The 21,622-nt window shown below is 63.4% G+C and carries 16 protein-coding genes and 5 tRNA genes; all 21 read right to left on the bottom strand.

What is annotated here, in order from left to right; genetic code table 11:
* Window positions 1-163: 163 nt before the first annotated feature.
* The 21 genes from rpoC to ACDH77_RS04545 all read right to left on the bottom strand — a co-directional run bounded on the left by rpoC (window position 164) and on the right by ACDH77_RS04545 (window position 21,598).
* A complete protein-coding gene (rpoC, locus tag ACDH77_RS04645; protein WP_011346539.1) occupies window positions 164-4,378 on the bottom strand; it encodes a DNA-directed RNA polymerase subunit beta' in 4,215 nt (1,404 codons plus the stop codon).
* Between the two features lie 100 nt (window positions 4,379-4,478).
* The gene (rpoB, locus tag ACDH77_RS04640) at window positions 4,479-8,630 is read right to left on the bottom strand and encodes a DNA-directed RNA polymerase subunit beta (RefSeq protein ID WP_029818764.1); all 4,152 of its coding nucleotides are present in this window, start codon (window positions 8,628-8,630) and stop codon (window positions 4,479-4,481) included.
* A 285-nt stretch (window positions 8,631-8,915) separates the two neighbouring features.
* Window positions 8,916-9,281, bottom strand: coding sequence for a 50S ribosomal protein L7/L12 (rplL, locus tag ACDH77_RS04635; RefSeq protein WP_008574194.1), 366 nt, complete (start codon window positions 9,279-9,281; stop codon window positions 8,916-8,918).
* Window positions 9,282-9,335: 54 nt separating this feature from the next.
* Window positions 9,336-9,869 (bottom strand): 50S ribosomal protein L10, encoded by a 534-nt coding sequence (rplJ, locus tag ACDH77_RS04630; protein WP_005930748.1) that lies wholly within the window; start codon window positions 9,867-9,869, stop codon window positions 9,336-9,338.
* A gap of 542 nt (window positions 9,870-10,411) precedes the next feature.
* Window positions 10,412-11,110: a 50S ribosomal protein L1 gene (rplA, locus tag ACDH77_RS04625; protein ID WP_003486747.1), complete on the bottom strand. Its 699-nt coding sequence runs from the start codon at window positions 11,108-11,110 to the stop codon at window positions 10,412-10,414.
* Between the two features lie 3 nt (window positions 11,111-11,113).
* Window positions 11,114-11,542, bottom strand: a complete 429-nt coding sequence (gene rplK, locus ACDH77_RS04620) for a 50S ribosomal protein L11 (protein ID WP_008574191.1) — start codon at window positions 11,540-11,542, stop codon at window positions 11,114-11,116.
* A 198-nt stretch (window positions 11,543-11,740) separates the two neighbouring features.
* Window positions 11,741-12,298, bottom strand: a complete 558-nt coding sequence (gene nusG / locus ACDH77_RS04615) for a transcription termination/antitermination protein NusG (RefSeq protein ID WP_011346537.1) — start codon at window positions 12,296-12,298, stop codon at window positions 11,741-11,743.
* Window positions 12,299-12,311: 13 nt separating this feature from the next.
* Entirely contained in the window at window positions 12,312-12,719 is a 408-nt protein-coding gene (secE, locus tag ACDH77_RS04610; RefSeq protein WP_005917581.1) for a preprotein translocase subunit SecE, read from the bottom strand.
* A gap of 49 nt (window positions 12,720-12,768) precedes the next feature.
* A tRNA-Trp gene (locus tag ACDH77_RS04605) sits at window positions 12,769-12,844 on the bottom strand.
* Between the two features lie 106 nt (window positions 12,845-12,950).
* Entirely contained in the window at window positions 12,951-14,141 is a 1,191-nt protein-coding gene (gene tuf, locus ACDH77_RS04600; RefSeq protein WP_003486726.1) for an elongation factor Tu, read from the bottom strand.
* 46 nt (window positions 14,142-14,187) lie between these two features.
* A tRNA-Thr gene (locus tag ACDH77_RS04595) sits at window positions 14,188-14,263 on the bottom strand.
* A 33-nt stretch (window positions 14,264-14,296) separates the two neighbouring features.
* Window positions 14,297-14,370: transfer RNA gene (locus ACDH77_RS04590), tRNA-Gly, on the bottom strand.
* A gap of 29 nt (window positions 14,371-14,399) precedes the next feature.
* A tRNA-Tyr gene (locus ACDH77_RS04585) sits at window positions 14,400-14,485 on the bottom strand.
* A gap of 154 nt (window positions 14,486-14,639) precedes the next feature.
* A complete protein-coding gene (ychF, locus tag ACDH77_RS04580; protein ID WP_011346536.1) occupies window positions 14,640-15,731 on the bottom strand; it encodes a redox-regulated ATPase YchF in 1,092 nt (363 codons plus the stop codon).
* Between the two features lie 77 nt (window positions 15,732-15,808).
* Window positions 15,809-16,390: an aminoacyl-tRNA hydrolase gene (gene pth, locus ACDH77_RS04575; RefSeq protein ID WP_008576043.1), complete on the bottom strand. Its 582-nt coding sequence runs from the start codon at window positions 16,388-16,390 to the stop codon at window positions 15,809-15,811.
* A 51-nt stretch (window positions 16,391-16,441) separates the two neighbouring features.
* Window positions 16,442-17,077 (bottom strand): 50S ribosomal protein L25/general stress protein Ctc, encoded by a 636-nt coding sequence (locus tag ACDH77_RS04570; protein WP_003486759.1) that lies wholly within the window; start codon window positions 17,075-17,077, stop codon window positions 16,442-16,444.
* 108 nt (window positions 17,078-17,185) lie between these two features.
* Window positions 17,186-18,145, bottom strand: a complete 960-nt coding sequence (locus tag ACDH77_RS04565; RefSeq protein ID WP_003486761.1) for a ribose-phosphate diphosphokinase — start codon at window positions 18,143-18,145, stop codon at window positions 17,186-17,188.
* A gap of 165 nt (window positions 18,146-18,310) precedes the next feature.
* Window positions 18,311-18,387: transfer RNA gene (locus ACDH77_RS04560), tRNA-Gln, on the bottom strand.
* Between the two features lie 3 nt (window positions 18,388-18,390).
* The gene (gene ispE, locus ACDH77_RS04555) at window positions 18,391-19,278 is read right to left on the bottom strand and encodes a 4-(cytidine 5'-diphospho)-2-C-methyl-D-erythritol kinase (protein ID WP_008576042.1); all 888 of its coding nucleotides are present in this window, start codon (window positions 19,276-19,278) and stop codon (window positions 18,391-18,393) included.
* Window positions 19,260-19,913 (bottom strand): lipoprotein insertase outer membrane protein LolB, encoded by a 654-nt coding sequence (lolB, locus tag ACDH77_RS04550; RefSeq protein WP_029818760.1) that lies wholly within the window; start codon window positions 19,911-19,913, stop codon window positions 19,260-19,262. The genes ispE and lolB overlap by 19 nt, the downstream gene beginning before the upstream one ends.
* Window positions 19,910-21,598 carry a tetratricopeptide repeat protein gene (locus ACDH77_RS04545; RefSeq protein ID WP_031421256.1) on the bottom strand — a complete coding sequence of 563 codons (1,689 nt, stop codon included), beginning with the start codon at window positions 21,596-21,598 and terminating at the stop codon, window positions 19,910-19,912. The genes lolB and ACDH77_RS04545 overlap by 4 nt, the downstream gene beginning before the upstream one ends.
* Window positions 21,599-21,622: the final 24 nt, after the last annotated feature.

Below are 21,622 nucleotides of genomic sequence, written 5' to 3'. Positions count from 1 at the left end.
CCGAGACCGGCCCACCGAGACAGAGAAGTATAGCTGGCAGGACGAAACTCCGTCAACTTCACGGAATCTGAACCTGCTGGCCCATCCAAGGCCGGAAAACGGAGGGCCTCCTGCCCTCCTTTTCGCCTGGCTTACGGCGGTCTTGCGACCGCCGTCGGAGCGCTTACTCCTCGTCCGCGCCAGCGTCGGCCACTGCAGCGACCGGTTCGGCGGCTGCCGGCTTGCCCGACAGCGTTTCCATTTCCGAGTCGGTCAGACCCGAGGCCTTGCGACGTCCGGCGTGATACGCCAGACCCGTACCGGCCGGGATCAGGCGACCCACGATCACGTTTTCCTTCAGACCGCGCAGGTTGTCGCGGGTACCGCGGACGGCCGCCTCGGTCAGCACGCGGGTGGTTTCCTGGAACGACGCCGCCGAGATGAACGACTCGGTGGCCAGCGACGCCTTGGTGATACCCAGCAACACCGGATCGTACTTGGCCGGCAGTTCGTTGCGCTTGACCAGGCGGGCATTTTCCTCGATGACGCGCTGGCGCTCGACCTGCTCGCCGTTGAGGAACTTGCTGTTGCCCTGGTCAACGATCTCGACCTTACGCAACATCTGGCGCGTGATCACCTCGATGTGCTTGTCGTTGATCTTCACGCCCTGCAGGCGGTACACGTCCTGGATTTCCTTGACCAGGTATGCGGCCAGCGGTTCGACACCCAGCAGGCGCAGGATGTCTTGCGGACTCGGCTCGCCGTCCACCACGGTCTCGCCCTTGGTCACGTGTTCGCCTTCGAACACGATGATCTGGCGGTACTTGGGAATCAGCTCTTCGTGTTCCGAACCATCGGTGTCCTTGATGATCAGGCGCTGCTTGCCCTTGGTGTCCTTACCGAAGCTGATGATGCCCGAGCGTTCGGCCAGGATCGCCGGATCCTTCGGCTTGCGTGCTTCGAACAAGTCCGCAACGCGCGGCAGACCACCGGTGATGTCGCGGGTCTTGGACGCTTCCTGCGGGATCTTGGCCACCACGTCGCCCACGCCGACGGCAGCGCCGTCCTGCAGGTTGACGATGGAGCGCGGCGGCAGCAGGTACTGGGCCGGCAGATCCGTGTTCGGAATCGTCAGGTCGTTACCCTTGGCATCGACGATGCGCACGATCGGGCGCAGTTCCTTGGCCTGTGCACCGCGACGCTTCGGGTCGGTGATTTCGCGCGACGCCAGACCGGTCAGCTCGTCGGTCTTCTCGATCACGGTGACGCCGTCGACGAAGTCGATGAAGCGGATGAAACCGGCCACTTCCGACACGATCGGGTGGTTATGCGGATCCCAGTTGGCAACGCTCTGCCCGGCCTTGACCGCATCGCCGTCTTTGGCGGTGATGGTCGCGCCGTACGGCAGCTTGTAACGCTCGCGCTCGCGGCCATGGCCATCGAGCACGGACAGTTCGCCAGAACGCGAGACCGCAACCAGCGAACCGCTGGCATGCGCCACCGACTTGAGGTTGTTGAACTTCACCGAACCGGTGGTCTTGACGGTGATGTTGTCCACCGCAGCCGCACGCGATGCCGCACCACCGATGTGGAACGTACGCATGGTCAGCTGGGTACCCGGCTCGCCGATCGACTGCGCGGCGATGACGCCGACCGCTTCGCCGATGTTGACCTGGTGACCACGTGCGAGGTCGCGGCCGTAGCAGCGTGCGCACACGCCGAACGAGGATTCGCAGCTGATGGTCGAACGCACCTTCACCGACTGCACGCTGGCGTCTTCGAGCTTGGCTACCCAGGCTTCGTCGAGCAGCGTGTTGCGGGTGACGATTGGCTCTTCGTCGTTGCCCGGCAGGTACACGTCCTCGGCCACCACGCGGCCCAGCACGCGCTCGCGCAACGGCTCCACCACGTCGCCGCCTTCCACGATCGGGGTCATGATTAACCCTTCGGTGGTGCCGCAATCGATTTCGGTGATTACCACGTCCTGCGCCACGTCGACCAGGCGGCGGGTCAGGTAACCGGAGTTCGCCGTCTTCAGCGCGGTATCGGCCAGACCCTTACGGGCACCGTGGGTGGAGTTGAAGTACTCCTGCACGTTCAGACCTTCGCGGAAGTTCGCCTTGATGGGCGTCTCGATGATCGAGCCGTCCGGACGCGCCATCAGGCCGCGCATGCCGGCCAGCTGACGGATCTGCGCCTGGCTACCACGGGCACCGGAGTCGGCCATGATGTACAGCGAGTTCATCGACTTCTGGTCGATGGTCTCGCCCTTGGCGTTCTCGACCTTTTCGGTACCGATGGTGTCCATCATCGCCTTGGCGATGCGCTCGCTGGTACGCGACCAGATGTCCACGACCTTGTTGTAGCGCTCGCCGGCGGTGACCAGGCCCGACTGGTACTGCTCCTGGATTTCCAGCACTTCGGCTTCTGCCTCGGTGAGGATGCCCTTCTTCTCGTCGGGGATCAGCATGTCGTCGATACCGATCGACACGCCGGCGCGGGTTGCGTAGGCGTAGCCGGTGTACATCAGCTTGTCGGCGAACACGACGGTGTCCTTCAAGCCCAGCAGACGGTAGCTGGAGTTGATCAGACGCGAGATGTTCTTCTTGGTCATCTCGGTGTTTGCCAGCTGGAACGGCAGGCCTTCAGGCAGGATTTCGCTCAGCAGCGCACGGCCGACCGTGGTGTCCACGATCGAGGTGCCGCTGCTGCGCTTGCCGCCGGCTTCCACGTCCACCTGGGTGATGCGCACCTTGACCTTGGCGTGCAGTTCGACCACGCGGTTGTCGTAGGCGCGCTTCACTTCGCTGGTGTTGGCGAACACCATGCCCTCGCCCTTCTTGTTCTCCAGGGCGCGGCTCATGTAGTACAGGCCCAACACCACGTCCTGCGACGGCACGATGATCGGCTCGCCGTTGGCCGGCGACAGGATGTTGTTGGTGGACATCATCAACGCACGCGCTTCCAGCTGGGCTTCCAGCGAGAGCGGCACGTGGACGGCCATCTGGTCGCCGTCGAAGTCGGCGTTGAAGGCAGTACACACCAGCGGATGCAGCTGGATGGCCTTGCCTTCGATCAACACCGGTTCGAACGCCTGGATGCCCAGACGGTGCAGGGTCGGCGCACGGTTCAACAGCACCGGATGCTCGCGAATCACCTCTTCCAGGATGTCCCAGACTTCGGCTTCTTCGCGCTCGACCAGCTTCTTGGCGGCCTTGATGGTGGTGGCCAGGCCACGACGCTGCAGCTTGGCGAACACGAACGGCTTGAACAGCTCGAGCGCCATCTTCTTCGGCAGGCCGCACTGGTGCAGCTTGAGGTACGGACCGACGGTGATGACCGAACGACCGGAGTAGTCCACGCGCTTGCCGAGCAGGTTCTGACGGAACCGGCCCTGCTTGCCCTTGATCATGTCGGCCAGCGACTTCAGCGGACGCTTGTTGGTGCCGGTGATGGCACGGCCGCGACGGCCGTTGTCCAGCAGCGCATCGACCGATTCCTGCAGCATGCGCTTTTCGTTGCGCACGATGATGTCCGGCGCATTGAGCTCGAGCAGGCGACGCAGACGGTTGTTGCGGTTGATCACGCGGCGGTACAGATCGTTCAGATCCGAGGTCGCGAAGCGGCCGCCATCCAGCGGCACCAGCGGACGCAGGTCCGGCGGCAGCACGGGAAGCACGGTCATGACCATCCACTCCGGACGGTTGCCCGATTCCAGGAAGGCTTCGATCAGCTTGATGCGCTTGGTCAAACGCTTGAGCTTGGTTTCCGAACCGGTGCTGGCGATTTCTTCGCGCAGGCGGGTCATTTCCGACTGCAGGTCGATCGTGCGCAGCAGCTCGTACACCGCCTCGGCGCCCATGGCGGCGTCGAAGTCGTCGTTGTACTCCTGGCGTGCGGTCAGGTACTGCTCTTCGGTCAGCAGCTGGCGGCGCTCGAGCGGGGTCAGGCCCGGCTCGGTGACGACATAGGCTTCGAAGTACAGCACGCGCTCGATGTCACGCAGGGTCATGTCCAGCATCAGGCCGATGCGCGACGGCAGCGACTTGAGGAACCAGATGTGCGCGACCGGCGAGGCCAGGTCGATGTGACCCATGCGCTCGCGACGCACCTTGGCCAGGGTGACTTCGGTGCCGCACTTTTCGCAGACCACGCCACGGTGCTTCATGCGCTTGTACTTGCCGCACAGGCACTCGTAGTCCTTGATCGGTCCGAAGATGGCGGCGCAGAACAGGCCGTCACGCTCGGGCTTGAAGGTACGGTAGTTGATGGTTTCGGGCTTCTTCACTTCGCCGTAGGACCAAGAACGGATCAGGTCCGGCGACGCCAGCGCGATCTTGATCGCGTCGAAATCCAGCGTCTGGCGCTGCTGATTGAAGAGGTTGAGCAGGTCTTTCATTTGATATCTCCGGGTCGGAGGAATTTCGTATCTGAGATGAAACCGAGGGCGTTACGTTCCGGATCCCGGCAGCGCATTGCGGCGCCGGGATCCGTCTCGATCACTCTTCCAGTTCCATGTTGATCGCCAGCGAGCGGATTTCCTTCACCAACACGTTGAAGGATTCCGGCATGCCCGCGACCATCTCGTGCTCACCATCGACGATGTTCTTGTACATCTGGTTGCGGCCCTGCACGTCGTCGGACTTCACCGTCAGCATTTCCTGCAGGGTGTAGGCCGCGCCGTAGGCTTCCAGCGCCCAGACTTCCATTTCACCGAAGCGCTGACCACCGAACTGTGCCTTGCCGCCCAGCGGCTGCTGGGTCACGAGCGAGTACGGGCCAGTCGAGCGCGCATGCATCTTGTCGTCGACCAAGTGGTTCAACTTCAGGTAGTGCATGTAGCCGACCGTGGTCTTGCGATCGAACGCTTCGCCAGTGCGACCGTCGTACAGCTGGGTCTGACCGCTCTGCGGCAGGTCGGCCAGTTCCAGCATGCGCTTGATTTCCGCTTCGCTGGCGCCGTCGAACACCGGGGTCGCCATCGGCACGCCGTCGATCAGGTTCTTGCCCAGGTTGAGCAATTCCTCATCGCTGAACTGCGACAGGTCCACGCGCTGTGCATTGATCGCGTTGTCGTGGTTGTAGATGTCGTTGAGGAACTTGCGCAGCTCGCTGACGGCGGCCTGGGCTTCCAGCATGCGCTGGATCTTGCGACCCAGGCCCTTGGCGGCCCAACCCAGATGCACTTCCAAAATCTGGCCGATGTTCATACGCGACGGCACGCCGAGCGGGTTCAACACGATGTCGACCGACTCGCCGGTGGCCATGTACGGCATGTCTTCCACGGGCACCACGTTGGAGACCACACCCTTGTTGCCGTGGCGGCCTGCCATCTTGTCGCCCGGCTGGATACGGCGCTTCACGGCCAGGAACACCTTGACCATCTTCAGCACGCCCGGTGCGAGGTCGTCGCCCTGAGTGATCTTGCCGCGCTTGTCGGCAAAACGTGCTTCGAATTCCTTCTCGTGCGCCTGGATCTGCTTCTGCGCACGCTCGATGGCGTCGGCAGCGTCTTCGTCCTTCATGCGCAGCTGGAACCAATCGGACTTCTTCAGCCCGTCCAGGTACGCGTCGGTGACGGTGTCGCCCTTCTTCAGGTTGGCGCCGCCGTTGGCGACCTTACCCACGATCTGCGAGCGCAGACGTGCGTAGATGGCCGCTTCCAGGATGCGGAACTGGTCGTCGAAGTCCTTCTTGACCCGCTTGATCTCGTTTTCCTCGATCTGGCGGGCGCGCTTGTCCTTCTCGATGCCGTCGCGGGTGAAGACCTGCACGTCGATGACGGTGCCGTCCATGCCCGGGGGCACGCGCAGCGAGCTGTCCTTCACGTCGGACGCCTTTTCGCCGAAGATCGCACGCAGCAGCTTTTCTTCCGGGGTCAGCTGGCTCTCGCCCTTCGGCGTGACCTTGCCGACCATGATGTCGCCGGCGCGCACTTCCGCACCGATGTACACCACGCCGCTTTCGTCCAGACGGTTCAAGGCCTGCTCGGACACGTTCGGGATGTCGGCGGAAATTTCCTCCGGCCCCAGCTTGGTGTCGCGCGCAACGCAGGTCAGTTCCTCGATGTGGATCGTGGTGTAACGATCCTCTTCCACCACGCGCTCGGAGAGCAGGATGGAGTCTTCGAAGTTGTAGCCGTTCCAAGGCATGAAGGCGATCAGCATGTTCTGGCCCAGCGCCAGTTCACCGATGTCGGTGGACGGGCCGTCGGCCAGCACGTCGCCGCGCGCGATCACGTCGCCCACATTCACCAGCGGGCGCTGGTTGATGCAGGTGTTCTGATTGGAGCGGGTGTACTTGATCAGGTTGTAGATATCCACGCCGGCATCGGTGCCGCCGCCGATTTCTGCCTCGTTGACCTTGACCACGATGCGGGCTGCGTCGATCTGCTCGATCACGCCACCACGCAGCGCATTGACGGTCACACCCGAGTCGCGCGCAACCGCACGCTCGATGCCGGTACCGACCAGCGGCTTCTGCGAACGCAGCGTCGGCACGGCCTGGCGCTGCATGTTGGCGCCCATCAGTGCGCGGTTGGCGTCGTCGTGCTCGAGGAACGGCACCAGCGCCGCTGCGACCGACACGGTCTGCATCGGCGAGACGTCCATGAAGTGCACTTCGGACGGCGGCTTCAACAGCGATTCGCCCTGGAACCGGCACGGCACGAACTGCTCGGTGAGCATGTTCTTGGCATCGGTCAGCGCGTTCGCCTGGGCGATCACGTACTCGTTTTCTTCGATCGCCGACAGGTATTCGACGTCGTCGGAGACCTTGCCGTCCAGCACCTTACGGTACGGCGTCTCGAGGAAGCCGTACTGGTTGGTGCGGGCGAACACGGCCAGCGAGTTGATCAGGCCGATGTTCGGACCTTCCGGCGTTTCGATGGTGCAGACGCGGCCGTAATGGGTCGGGTGCACGTCGCGCACTTCGAAGCCGGCGCGTTCGCGGGTCAGGCCGCCCGGACCCAGCGCGGAGACGCGACGCTTGTGCGTCACTTCCGACAGCGGATTGTTCTGGTCCATGAACTGCGACAGCTGCGAGGAGCCGAAGAATTCCTTGATCGCAGCAGCCACCGGCTTGGCATTGATCAGTTCCTGCGGGGTCAGGCCTTCGGACTCGGCCATCGACAGGCGTTCCTTGACCGCGCGCTCGACGCGGACCAGGCCCACGCGGAACACGTTCTCGGCCATTTCGCCCACCGAACGCACGCGACGGTTGCCCAGGTGATCGATGTCATCGACCACGCCGCGACCGTTGCGGATTTCGGTGAGCACCTTGATCACTTCCAGGATGTCGGAGGTGTCGGCGTGCTCGGCGACCAGGCGCTTGGATTCTTCGTCGTTACGCTCGGCAAAGTACTTCTTGTCGTACAGCACCGACTCGCCCAGCACGTCCTTGCGGCCGACGCGACGGTTGAACTTCATGCGGCCGACCGTGGACAGGTCGTAGCGCTCGAAGGTGAAGAACAGGTTGTGGAACAGGTTCTGCGCCGCTTCCTTGGTCGGCGGCTCGCCCGGACGCATCATGCGGTAGATTTCGACCAGCGCTTCCAGCTGCGTCTTGGTCGGATCGATGCGCAAGGTGTTGGACAGGTACGGACCACGATCCAGATCGTTCACCCACAGGGTGCCCACCGCATCGACGCCGGCCTTGCGGAAGGCAGCCAGCTGGTCTTCGTTGATCTCGTCGTTGGCATTGGCCAGCAGTTCGCCGGTGGAGCCATCGACCACGTCGTGCGACAGGATGCGACCGACCAGGTAGTCGTCCGGCACGGCCAGCGCGGCAACGCCGGCAGCTTCCAGTTGTTTGACGTGGCGCGCAGTGATGCGCTTGCCCGCTTCCACGATGACCTTGTCGCCATCGGCCAGGTCGAAGTTCAGCGTTTCACCACGCAGGCGCTCAGGCACCAGCTCCAGCTGCACGCCTTCGTCCGGGTTGATGTGGAAGGTATTGATCTCGAAGAACTCGGCCAGCATCTCTTCGTTGCTGTAGCCAAGCGCACGCAGCAGGATCGATACCGGCAACTTGCGGCGACGGTCGATACGGGTGAACAGCGCGTCCTTCGGGTCGAACTCGAAGTCCAACCACGAGCCACGGTAAGGAATGATGCGGGCGCTGTACAGCAGCTTGCCCGAGCTGTGGGTCTTGCCACGGTCGTGGTCGAAGAACACGCCCGGCGAGCGATGCAGCTGCGAAACGATCACGCGCTCGGTGCCGTTGACGATGAAGGTACCGTTGCCGGTCATCAGCGGAATCTCGCCGAGATAGACCTCCTGCTCCTTCACGTACTTGATCGCCTTGGTCGACGACTCGCGGTCGTAGATCACCAGGCGCACGGTCACGCGCAGCGGCGCGCCATAGCTCATGCCGCGCTGACGGCATTCACGCTCGTCAAACACCGGCTGACCCAACTTGTAACCGACATACTCCAGCGCAGCGTTGCCGCTGTAGCTGGAAATCGGGAACACCGACTTCAATGCCGCGTGGAGACCGAGGTCCTTACGCTTGTTCGGCTCCACGTCTTCCTGCAGGAATTCGCGGTAGGAATCCACCTGGATGGCAAGCAGGAACGGCACTTCGAGGATCGAGCGCTGCTTACCGAAGTCCTTGCGGATACGCTTTTTTTCGGTGAACGAATAAGACGTCATGAGGTCTTCACCCTAGGCTGCGGGGGCCACATCGCGGCGGCCCTGAAATAACAAAATTGTCAGTTGGAAGTCGCTGGTATTGCCGGCACCAGCACGCCTTCTCCCGCTACTTCCAACTACCAACTCGGTGAGGCCGGGAATCGGGAATCGAGAATCGGATGATCGCGCGATGTTGCACTGCGATTGTCCAATCCCGATTCCCCTCCGAAACGGCCAAAGGCCGGGAGCTTTACGCTCCCAGCCTTCAGTGCATCACCATGAAACGCTGGCGATGCAAGGTACTGCTTACTTGATTTCGACAGTCGCGCCAGCTTCGGTCAGTTCCTTCTTGATCTTCTCGGCTTCGTCCTTCGAAGCGCCTTCCTTCAGCATGCCACCGGCTTCGGTCAGATCCTTGGCTTCCTTCAGACCCAGGCCGGTCACGGCGCGCACGGCCTTAATGACGCCAACCTTGTTGGCGCCACAGTTGGTCAGCACCACGTTGAACTCGGTCTGCTCTTCAACCACGGCCGCCGGGCCAGCTGCAGCAGCAGCGACCGGGGCAGCGGCGGAGACGCCGAACTTTTCTTCGATGGCCTTGACCAGCTCCATCACTTCCATCAGGGACTTCTCGGCGATGGCGTCGACGATCTGTTCGTTGGTAAGGGACATTGTGATTACCTTTAAATGATTTTCTGGATTGGGGTTCTAGCGAACGCTAGGACATCAAGCTTCGGCAGTCTCGGCGACCGGCGCGGCGGCTTCGTCGCCACCACCCTGCTTGTCGCCAACGGCCTTGACGGCACGGGCGAACATGGCAGCCGGTTCGGACAGCACGCGGGCCAGCATGGCCAGGGCCTGGTCACGGGTCGGCAGCGAGGCCAACACGTCGACGTGACCCGCCGGGAACAATTCCCCGCCGATGGACACGACCTTGGCCTGCAGCTTGTCGTTGCTCTTGGCAAATTCCTTGATCAGGCGACCGGCTGCGCCGGGCTCCTCCATCGAAAACGCATACAGCAAAGGACCGACCAGCTTGTCAGCAGCGACAGCGAAATCAGTACCTTCAACGGCACGCGCGGCCAGGGTGTTCTTGACAACTTTCAAGAACACGCCGGTTTCGCGGGCCTGCTTACGCATCGCGGTCATCTGGGAGACCGTGGTGCCAGCGTATTCGGCGGCGATCAGGGAGTGGGCCTTGGCGGCGATGTCTGCCAGCTCGGCGACTACTTCTTGCTTCTGGGACAGATTGAGAGCCATTGCACTCCTCCGTTAAAGCCGGGATTCGGGATTGGTACTTCGGAATCCGTCACAGCAATCACGCCGTTGCCAGATCCCACATGCCGAATCGTCATCCCCGCTTCAAACTACTCCGCTCGCGGCTCCTGCCGGTTGCGGTCCAGGGCAGCCTCCTTCCTGGAAGCCGGGAACATCGACCGATGTTCCTTTGGTGGCCGTTCTAGACCTGGAGTGGACTCGATCCGGGATGTCCCAGACGCGCGTAAACCAGAAAGCTCCAGAAGGGCGACACCATCTACGCCGGCCGGTTCGACACGAACCAATTAAGCGATCCCGCTGCATCGACGGCGACTCCTTGCCAGTGCGAGCATCCGTGCCCGTCGTCGATCTGCGCTGACCGCGCCTGCGGTCTTTGACGGCTACCGCCGGACGTGCCGGCGATCGCCTTCAAAATGTCCGTTGCCCCAAAGGAGGGAACGGACTCCCAGCACACGGTGACCCGGGCCGGAAAAACAATGCTGTACTGCCAAATACGTCAGGCGCATGACGCCGGACGCATTCGCTTACTTCAACGACAGGCTCGACTGATCCACCGTCACGCCCGGACCCATGGTCGAGCTGACCGACACCTTCTGCAGGTAGGTACCCTTGGAGGTGGCCGGCTTGGCCTTGACCAGATCCAGCAACAGCGCCTGCAGGTTCGACTTCAGCGCTTCGTCGTCGAAGCTGGCCTTGCCGATCGTGCAGTGGATGATGCCGGCCTTGTCGGTGCGGTAGCGCACCTGGCCCGACTTGGCATTCTTGACCGCTTCGCCCGGATTGGCCGACACGGTGCCGACCTTCGGGTTCGGCATCAAGCCGCGCGGACCCAGCAGGGTGCCCAGCTTACCGACGACGCGCATGGCATCCGGGGTCGCGATAACCACGTCATAGTTCAGATCGCCGGCCTGCATCTTCTCGGCCAGGTCGTCCATGCCCACCGCCTCGGCGCCCGCAGCCAGGGCTTCGTCAGCCTTGGCGCCTGCCGGTGCGAACACTGCAACGCGCACGCTCTTGCCAGTACCGGCCGGCAGCACGGTGGAACCGCGCACCTGCTGGTCGGACTTCTTGGCGTCCACGCCCAGGCGCACGGCGACGTCGATCGACTCGACGAACTTGGCCTTGGTGGCAGTCTTCAGGATCTTGATTGCGTCTTCGAAGGCATAGGTCTTGCCCGGAACGACAGCGGCCGTGATGGCCTTAACGCGCTTGCTCTGTGCCATGTCTTAGCCCTCCACCGTCAAACCCATGCTGCGGGCAGAACCCGCAATCGTGCGCACCGCCGCTTCCAGCTCGGCTGCCGTCAAATCGGCTTCCTTGACCTTGGCGATTTCTTCCAGCTGCTTGCGCGTCACCTTGCCCACCTTGTCGGTGTTGGGACGCTTCGAGCCGGAGGTCACGCCTGCGGCCTTCTTGAGCAGCACGCTGGCCGGAGTGCTCTTGGTGACGAACGTGAAGGTACGGTCGGAATACGCGGTGATGATCACCGGCGTCGGCAGACCCGGCTCCAGCTTCGACGTCGCGGCGTTGAATGCCTTGCAGAATTCCATGATGTTCAGACCGCGCTGACCCAGTGCAGGGCCGACCGGCGGTGCAGGGTTGGCCTGACCGGCCTTGACCTGCAACTTGATGAAAGCAGTAATCTTCTTAGCCATTTCAATACTCTCCGGGTGCTAGCGCCTGACCTGCAGGCTCCCCATCGGACCGGGATTCACGTGTCCCGGCTTCACGTTGTTGACCACACACGCAGATGGCCGCCATGCGGCAGCCATTGGTTCCAGGCGGTTCGCCAGGACAGCGAGCCGCGCACTATAGCAGCATTTGGGGCGAGCGCCTAGCTGGCGCCCGCAGGGTCAGCCCTTCTCGACCTGACCGAATTCGAGCTCGACCGGCGTGGAGCGGCCGAAGATGAGCACGGCAACCCGCAGCCTGCTCTTTTCGTAATTGACTTCCTCGACAACGCCATTGAAGTCGTTGAACGGACCCTCGGTGACGCGCACCATCTGGCCCGGCTCGAACAACACCTTCGGACGCGGCTTTTCGACGCCATCCTGCACTCGCTGCAGGATCGCATCCGCTTCTTCGTCGCGAATCGGCAGAGGACGGTCGGCGGTACCGCCGATGAAACCCATCACCTTCGAAGTCTCCTTCACCAGGTGCCAGCTTTCGTTGTCGATGCGCGGAATACCGCCCTCTTCATGCGTTTCGATCTGCACCAGCACGTAGCCGGGGAAGAACTTGCGCTCGGACCGACGCTTCTGGCCGGCGCGCATTTCGATGACCTCTTCGGTCGGCACCAGCACGTCGCCGAAACGGTCCTCCATTTCGGCGCGCGCGATACGGTCACGCAATGCCTGCGCAACGGATTTTTCGAAGCCTGAATAGGCGTGAACGACATACCAACGCTTCACTGCTTGATTCTCCTCAACGAGCCAGGAACCACTGCGTGAGCTTCTGGATGACAAAGTCGAAGCCGCCCAACAGCAAACTCAGAATGATTACAACCACAATCACGACCCAGGTGGTGCGGATAGCTTCCTGGCGCGTCGGCCAGACAACCTTACGCAACTCGAACCTGGATTCGGACAGGAATTCGCGGGTCTCCCGGCCCTTGCCGGTACCCAAAAACACAAATGCGCCCGCCACCAACCCAACGATGACAGCCAACGCACGCAACTGCGGCGTCCACGCGCCCAGCTGGGTCGCGCGCTCGGGAGCGGAGAACCAGAACCACACAAAAAGCCCCGCAACCACCAGGGCAGCGGAGACAACGTACTTAACGACATCAGCGCTGGAGGACGCGCTCTTGGAAGGCTCGATTTTGCTATTCATCCGGCTCTAGTTACCGATCTGACCCGAATCGCTGGGCCGGAAAGAGGAGTGGCACGCCAGGAGGGACTCGAACCCCCAACCTGCGGTTTTGGAGACCGCTGCTCTGCCAATTGAGCTACTGGCGTATGTACTCGTTTACCGCAAACCCCAAGACAACGAAGGCGGACCGCGGTTCAGCCGGCCCGCCATTCGTTTGAATCCAGCCGCCCATAGGCAGCTGGATACAGGCACTTACTTGATGATCTTGGCAACCACGCCGGCGCCGACGGTACGACCGCCTTCACGGATGGCGAAGCGCAGACCTTCGTCCATCGCAACCGGGTTGATCAGGGTCACGACCATCTTCACGTTGTCGCCCGGCATCACCATCTCCACGCCTTCCGGCAGCTGGCAGGCGCCAGTGATGTCAGTGGTGCGGAAGTAGAACTGCGGACGGTAGCCCTTGAAGAACGGGGTATGACGGCCACCCTCGTCCTTGGACAGCACGTAGACTTCGGCTTCGAACTCGGTGTGCGGCTTGATCGAACCCGGCTTGCACAGCACCTGGCCGCGCTCGACGTCGTCACGCTTGGTGCCGCGCAGCAGCAGACCGGCGTTGTCGCCTGCCTGACCCTGGTCCAGCAGCTTGCGGAACATTTCCACGCCGGTGACGGTGGTCTTCTGCGTGTCGCGGATACCGACGATTTCGATTTCGTCGCCCACCTTGATAATGCCGCGCTCGATACGACCGGTCACCACGGTGCCGCGGCCGGAGATCGAGAACACGTCTTCGACCGGCATCAGGAACGGACGGTCCACGTCGCGGGTCGGCTCCGGAATGAACGAATCCAGCGCCTCGACCAGCTTCAGGATCGCCGGCACGCCGATGTCGCTCTGATCGCCGTCCAGCGCCAGACGCGCCGAACCGTGGATGATCGGGGTGTCGTCGCCCGGGAAGTCGTACTTGCTCAGCAGTTCGCGCACTTCCATTTCGACCAGCTCGAGCAGCTCGGCGTCGTCGACCATGTCGGCCTTGTTCAGGAACACCACGATATGCGGCACACCGACCTGACGCGAGAGCAGGATGTGCTCACGGGTCTGCGGCATCGGGCCGTCAGCGGCCGAGCACACCAGGATCGCGCCGTCCATCTGCGCTGCACCGGTGATCATGTTCTTGACGTAGTCGGCGTGGCCGGGGCAGTCAACGTGCGCGTAGTGACGGGTCGGGGATTCGTATTCGACGTGTGCGGTCGAAATCGTGATGCCGCGCGCCTTCTCTTCCGGCGCCGCGTCGATCGCGTCGTACGCCTTGAACTCACCACCGAAACGCTCGGCACCGATCTTGGTCAGCGCAGCGGTCAACGTGGTCTTGCCATGGTCAACGTGACCGATGGTGCCGACGTTCACGTGCGGCTTGGTGCGCTCGAATTTAGCTTTTGCCATGGGTGCGTGTCTCGGTAATCGTTTGGAGTTGAAGACGATTGAGTAATGGTGCTCACGAAAGGAATCGAACCTTCGACCTCCTCCTTACCAAGGAGGTGCTCTACCGACTGAGCTACGTGAGCGAGTTTTGCATTATGCCATGCATTTGCGTTCAATGGAGCGGGAGACGGGAATCGAACCCGCACCATCAGCTTGGAAGGCTGAGGTTCTACCGTTGAACTACTCCCGCGCCGGGAACTGCATGCCACAACGTGAAACTGGTGGAGGGAGGTGGATTCGAACCACCGAAGGCGTAAGCCAGCAGATTTACAGTCTGCCCCCGTTGGCCGCTTGGGTATCCCTCCAGCTTTTACTACCGGACCGGTGCGCCGCGAGGCATATTCGGTTCGGGGTGAAGCAGCCCGTTATTTTGTTGTGGGACGCATGCAGTGTCAACAAAAATTTTGAGCAATTCTTCACTCCCAACGATACGCGGCGTCAGGCGCCACGCACAGCCGATCACACGTTGAAGCGGAAGTGCAGCACGTCGCCTTCCTGGACGCGGTATTCCTTGCCTTCCAGGCGCAGGCGCCCGGCATCGCGGGCACCGGCTTCGCCGCGGTACTTGATGAAGTCGTCGAAACCGATCGTTTCGGCGCGAATGAAGCCCTTCTCGAAATCGGTGTGGATCACGGCTGCAGCCTGCGGCGCAGTCGAACCGGCCTTGACCGTCCAGGCACGCACTTCCTTGACGCCTGCGGTGAAATAGGTCTGCAGGCCCAACAGCGTATAGGCCGCACGGATGACGCGATTCAAGCCTGGCTCTTCCAGGCCGAGATCGGCCAGGAAGCTGTCGCGATCGGCATCGTCCAGCTGCGAGAGCTCCTCTTCGATGGCCGCCGAGACCGGCACCACTTCGGCACCTTCGACAGCCGCATGCGCACGCACCGCATCCAGGTGTGGATTGTTCTCGAAGCCGTCTTCCAGCACGTTGGCGATGTACAGCACCGGCTTGAGCGTCAGCAGGAACAGATCGCGCACCAGTGCCTTTTCTTCATCGTCCAGACCGGCGGCACGCCCCGCCTTGCCGTCGGCCAGCGCGGCCTGCAACTTGGCCAGCACCGGCTTGCGCGCCGCTGCATCCTTGTCGCCGCCCTTGGCGCTGCGTTCGGCACGGTTGAGGGCCTTTTCCACGCTATCCAGATCGGCCAGCGCCAGCTCGGTATCGATGGTTTCGATATCGGCGATCGGGTCGACCTTGTTGTTGACGTGGATGACGTCGTCGTTCTCGAAGCAACGCACCACGTGGGTGATCGCATCGACTTCGCGGATGTGCGCCAGGAACTTGTTGCCTAGGCCTTCGCCACTCGCCGCACCAGCCACCAGACCGGCGATATCGACGAACTCGACCGCAGTAGGAATCAGCTTTTGCGGCTTGACGATGTCAGCCAGCTGATTGAGACGCGGATCCGGCACCGGCACGATACCGACGTTCGGCTCGATGGTGCAGAACGGGAAGTTGGCCGCAGCGATGCCCGCCTTGGTCAGCGCGTTGAACAGGGTCGACTTGCCGACATTGGGCAGGCCGACGATGCCGCATTTGATACCCATGGGTTTTCCAGTGAATGGAGAATCGGGAATGGAGAATGGCAGGAGCAGCGCCCTGTCCATTCCCTATTCCCCATTCTCTATTTTTTTTCGGTATGCAGGCGTTTCATCGCCTCGTTGAAATTGCCTTCCATCGCCAGCGGCAGCACATCGATGGCGGCATCCACCGCAGCGCCGATCGCTGCGTCGTCCTCGCGCCCTGCCCGTCCCAGCACCCAGGGCACCACGCGGTCCTTGTGACCGGGATGACCGATGCCAACGCGTAGACGGTGAAATTTACCGTGCCCGAGCAGGCGAATGGTGTCGCGCAAGCCGTTTTGCCCGCCGTGACCGCCATCGAACTTGAGCCGCGCGATGCCCGGCGCAAGATCCAGTTCGTCGTGTGCAACGAGCAGTTGCTCCGGCTCGATCTTCCAGAATCGCAATGCGGCGGTGATCGACTTGCCGCTGAGATTCATGAAGGTGGCCGGCTTGAGCAGCCAGACCGGTTGTCCCGCGACCTGGACCTTGGCGGTCTCGCCGAACAACTTGCTATCCAATGCCCAGCGGGCGCCACTGCGCTCGATGAGGGCATCGACGAAACGAAACCCGGCGTTATGCCGGGTTTGCGCGTGTTCCGGGCCGGGGTTTCCCAGCCCGACGATCAGACGAAGTGCAGACATGCCAGTGACCGCAGCCGATCCCGCGCGCAATGCGGGGGACCGGCCAACGGATTACTTGGTCTCGGCGCCTTCGCTGCCTTCTTCGCCGGCAGCGTCGTCTTCTTCGATCCGTACGTGCTTGGCAGCCACCACGGCAACGTCGTGTTCCTTGCCCAGCTTCAGTTCCGGAATTTCAACACCGGCCGGCAGCTTGATTTCGGACAGGTGGATCACGTTGCCCACTTCCAGTGCACCGAGGTCCACTTCGATGAACTCCGGCAGATCCTTCGGCAGGCAGACCACCTGGACTTCGTTGAGTTCGTGGGTGACGACCACTTCGCTCGACTTGCCAGCCGGCGAAGACGCTTCGTTGATGAAGTGCAGCGGCACGGCAGCACTGAGCTTCTCGTTGGCGCTGACGCGCTGGAAGTCGATGTGCATGATCAGCTGCTTGAACGGATGGCGCTGCATGTCACGCAGCAGCACCTGCTGCACGTCGCCATTGAGGTTCAGGTCCAGGATGGAAGAGTAGAACCACTCGTTCTGCTGGGCGAGCCAGATCTGCTCGTGGTTGAGCTGGATGCTGACCGGCTCGAGTTCGCCACCGTAGACGATGGCCGGGATGACGCCAGCGTGACGCAGGCGGCGGCTCGCACCCTTCCCCTCGTCAGCGCGGCGCTCGACCTTGATTTCATGAGTCTTTGCCATTGGATTTCACTACCTAGTTGGAACACCGCCTCGCGGCGATGAAGCGTCTCACCCGCGACCAGGTGAGACGTGTGGCGGCACCCGGGAATCCGGGCACCGAATGGGGTATCAGTCGACGTAGAGCGAGCTGACCGATTCGCCGAAGGCGATACGGCGGATGGTCTCGGCCAGCAGTTCGGCCACGCTCAGCTGACGAATCTTGGCGCAGGTACGCGCCGCTTCGCTCAGCGGAATCGTGTCGGTGACCACCAGCTCGTCGAGCTGCGAATTGTTGATGTTGTCCACCGCCGGACCCGACAGCACCGGGTGGGTGATGTAGGCCACGACCTTGAGCGCGCCGCGCTGCTTCAGCGCTGCGGCAGCGGCGCACAAGGTACCGGCGGTGTCGACCAGGTCGTCGACCAGCACGCAGGTCTTGCCCTGCACGTCGCCGATGATGTTCATCACGGTGGCCACATTGGCGCGCGGACGGCGCTTGTCGATGATGGCCAGATCGGCGTCGTCCAGGCGCTTGGCGACGGCGCGTGCGCGCACCACGCCGCCAACGTCCGGCGACACCACGATCAGGTTGTCGGTGCCGTAGGCGCGCCAGATGTCGGCCAGCAGCAGCGGCGAGGCATAGACGTTGTCGACCGGCACATCGAAGAAGCCCTGGATCTGGTCGGCGTGCAGGTCGACCGTCAGCACGCGGTCCGCCTCCATGGCGCAGATCATCTTGGCAGCCACCTTGGCAGTGATCGGCACGCGCGAGGAGCGCATGCGACGGTCCTGGCGCGAATAACCGAAGTACGGGATCACCGCGGTCACCGACTGGGCGCTGGCGCGCTTGAGCGCATCGATCAGCACCAGCAGTTCCATCAGGTTCTCGGCACTGGGCGCGCAGGTGGGCTGGATGACGAACACTTCCTGCCGACGCACGCTCTCTTCGATCTCCACCTGCACTTCGCCGTCGGAAAAGCGCGTGACCAACGCCTTGCCCATGCGAACGCCGAGTTCCTTGCAGATGCTCTGGGCAAGCGGCTTGTTGGCATTGCCGGAGAACACCAGCAGATTACGTTGGTCTTGCATGAGATCTCTCGGGCGGCGGCGAAGAGCGTGCGGATCGATGGTGGAGCAGGACAAAGCCGAACCAATGCCGGGCTTTCGTTCGATTCCCGCGCAAGGATGCGCGAGGTATTGCAGAAGGATCTGCAGTGAAACCTGGTGCAGGCGGACCTGCCTTTCTCGACAAACTGGCAGGGGCGGTAGGATTCGAACCTACGAATGCCAGGATCAAAACCTGGTGCCTTGGGCCTCTTGGCGACGCCCCTGCATCAAACCTGTGTCGCGTCCAGCGCATCGAGCAATGGCGAGTGCGCTGCACCCTCCACCACCCACGCCCGCAGGCTGCCCGGCAACTGCGCCAGCGCCTGCTCTGCAGCAGCGCGCGTGGCGAACTCGACGAAACAGCCACTTCCCGACCCGGTCAAACGCGGTGTACCGACCCTGGAAAGCGCCTGGAACACGGCCTCGACGGCGGGTTCGCGGCGCCGCAGGACCGGCTCGAACGCATTGTCGAGCAGGGAACCGGAAGCGAAGTCCGCTATTTTCGCGGGCGCAGCATCCCGCGTCAATTCCTGTGATCGAAATAACGCCGGGGTCGGTACATGAACGCCGGGATCGACCAGCAGATACGCCGCTTCCGGCAGGGAAATCGGGGTCAGTTGTTCGCCCACGCCTTCGGCCCAGGCATTGCGGCCGCGCACGAAGACCGGCACGTCTGCGCCCAGCTGCAGGCCCAGCTCGGCCAGCACATCGGCCGCCAGGCCCAGGCCCCACAAGGCATTGAGCGCCACCAGCACAGTCGCCGCGTCCGAGGAGCCGCCACCGAAACCGCCGCCGGCGGGGATGCGCTTGTCGACCCGAATCTCCGCGCCCGCCTGGGTGCCGGCTGCCGATTGCAGCAGGCGCGCAGCGCGGATCACCAGGTCATCGTCTTCGGATACGCCGGGCAGACTCTCGCCGAGGCGGCGGATCTGGCCGTCACGACGCACGCGAAGATGAACGGTGTCCCCCCAGTCCAGCAGCCGGAACACGGTCTGCAGCAGGTGGTAGCCGTCGGCACGGCGCCCGGTGATCTGCAGGAACAAATTCAGCTTGGCCGGCGCAGGCCACGCCGACCAATCAGTGCCCGGCGCGTCCATCAGGGCGACACGGTCCATTGGTCGACCAACAGGCGCACCTTTGCCTCGCCGTTGCGGGCTTCGATCCGCTGCGGCAGCTCGGGCTGGTCGGCGCCGGCTGGTGTCCAGGCCAAAAATTCGATCGTCCAGCCATCCTGCTGCACGGTGCGCGGGCGCCCGGCGGCATCCAGGTCGACGCGTGCGGCACCGGCGTCGGCGATGCGCAGCGCGCGCACCCAGTCAGGCATCTGGTTGACCGGGATGGTCCAGCCGGTTGCTTCCAGCAGCACCTGCTCGGCATCAGGACCACTGCGCGGACCGCCGTCCAGCCCTTCCAGCCGGCCGGCGCCGCTGGTGGTGTCGCCGGTGAGCACCCAGCTTTGCCGGGTGACCGGCGCACTGAGTTGCACGCGGTAGCGTGGGCCATCCTGCTGCCAGTCGATGCGGCCGCTGCCGCCATTGCGGTCCTTGCTGATCGCCACCCGGCCCTGGAAGGACCAATTGGGGTGCGCCTGCAACCAGGCCTGGCGAGCGGCTTCGGCCTGGCGCGCACTGTCGGAGACGTGATCGGCCACGGCCGCCCCACTGCCCTGCCCGCGCGGCACGCTGACGCAGGCCGACAGCCCGACCAGCACCAGCCCGCCCAGGGCCAACGTTCGAACCGCCCTGCTCATAGCCCGAACTTTTCCACGGCGCGCTGCAGCGCACGGTTGTCCGGGTCGAGGCGGCGCGCTTCATCGAAGTAGCGACGCGCTTCGTCCTGCTTGCCGCTGACCCACAGCACTTCGCCCACGTGGGCCGCGATTTCCGGGTCCTTGACCAGCGCCCAGGCGCGGCGCAGCTGCACCAACGCTTCCTTGGTGCGGCCCATCCGGTACAGCACCCAGCCATAACTGTCGACAATGGCCGGGTTGTCCGGGTCGGCCGTGCGGGCACGGTCGATCAGCGCCAACGCTTCCTTGTAGCGGGTGGTGCGGTCGGCCAAGGTGTAGCCCAGCGCGTTCAGCGCGGCGACGTTTTCCGGCTCGGTCACCAGGATCTTGCGCAGATCGGCCTCGGCACGCGGGACGTCGTCGCGCCGCTCCCAGGCCAGCCCGCGGGCGTACAGCAACGCGCTATCGTCCGGGTAGGCGGCCAGGCCACGTTCGAAGGCATCCAGTTCGCCCGGCGCATCGTCGGCCCGCTGATGCAGCTCGGCTTCGAGCACGTAGGCGTCGCGGCGCGCGTCGTCGTCGGCACTGGCGTCGCCCTGCAGGGCGCGGGCTTCGGCAAGCGCTTCGGGCTTGCGGCCCAGTTCGTACAAGGCACTGGCGGTGCGCAGACGCGCCTCGCTGACCTGCGGACCACCCGGCACGCCGCGATACCACTCCACCGCCTCGTCGTAGCGCTTGAGGAATTCGGCGATCTTGCCCAGCAGCAGACGGCGGTCCGGATCGGGCTTGGTAGCGTTGCTCTTGAGCTCGGCGTACAGCGCCTCCAGCGAGCTGCGGTCTTTCTCCTTGGCCAGCATCGAGGCACGCAAGCCATAGGTCTGGGTGTCCTGCGGCCCGGTCGAAAGCACGCGTGCAGCAGCTTCGGTCTGGCCCATGGCGTCGTAGGCAAATGCCAGCGCGCCGCGCAGCTCGGAGTCCTTGACCGCCTGCGGTTCGATATTCTTCAGCAGCGCCAGCGCTTGGTCGTTCTTGCCTTCCTGCTGCAACTGGGTGGCATGCAACAAGGCCACGCGCGGCTCTTCGGGGAAGCGGCGTACCACCTCGTCGACGATGCGCTTGGCCAGCGCGGGGCGCTCCATGCGCAGCGCGAGCCGGCCGAATTCCTGCCAGGCTTCGATCTGATTCGGGATGGCGCCGGCCTTGACCAGGTCTTCGAGCACATCGGCCGAGGCTTCCGGCTCGCGGCCGCCGTTGGCCAGGGCGATCAGCGCAAAGCGCCAGCCACGCGGATCGGGCTCCTTGAGCAAGCCGAGCAAATCGCGGCGCGCGGTGCGCAGGTCGTTGCGGCGCAGCGCCAACGAGGCCTCGGTGCTGCGCATGGACATCGACGACGGCGCGCGGGCGCGCCACAACGCCAGCGCTTCGATCGCGCGCGGGTCGTCGTTGGCCAGCATGGAGATGCGGGCGGCGCGCTCGGCCAGCCCGGCATCGCCGGCTTCGGCCTTGGCGGCGTCCAGGTAGGCGCGCGCGGCATCGTCCAGCTGCCCGGCCTGCAAGGCGAATTCGCCGGCCAGCACGGGTTCCAGCGACGAGGTGCCGGCATTGCCTGGGGGCGGAGCGGGCCGTGCTTTCTTGGGTGCTGCAGTGGCGCTGGCGGAGACTGCGACCAGCAAAAGAACACTCAGGATGCGAATCGGTACAGGCATCGGGGGCAACCGGGCCGTAAAATG

The organism is Xanthomonas axonopodis pv. maculifoliigardeniae (genome assembly GCF_041519315.1).
Taxonomy (GTDB): Bacteria; Pseudomonadota; Gammaproteobacteria; order Xanthomonadales; family Xanthomonadaceae; genus Xanthomonas; species Xanthomonas euvesicatoria.
This window is presented reverse-complemented; position numbering and strand designations above follow the sequence as displayed.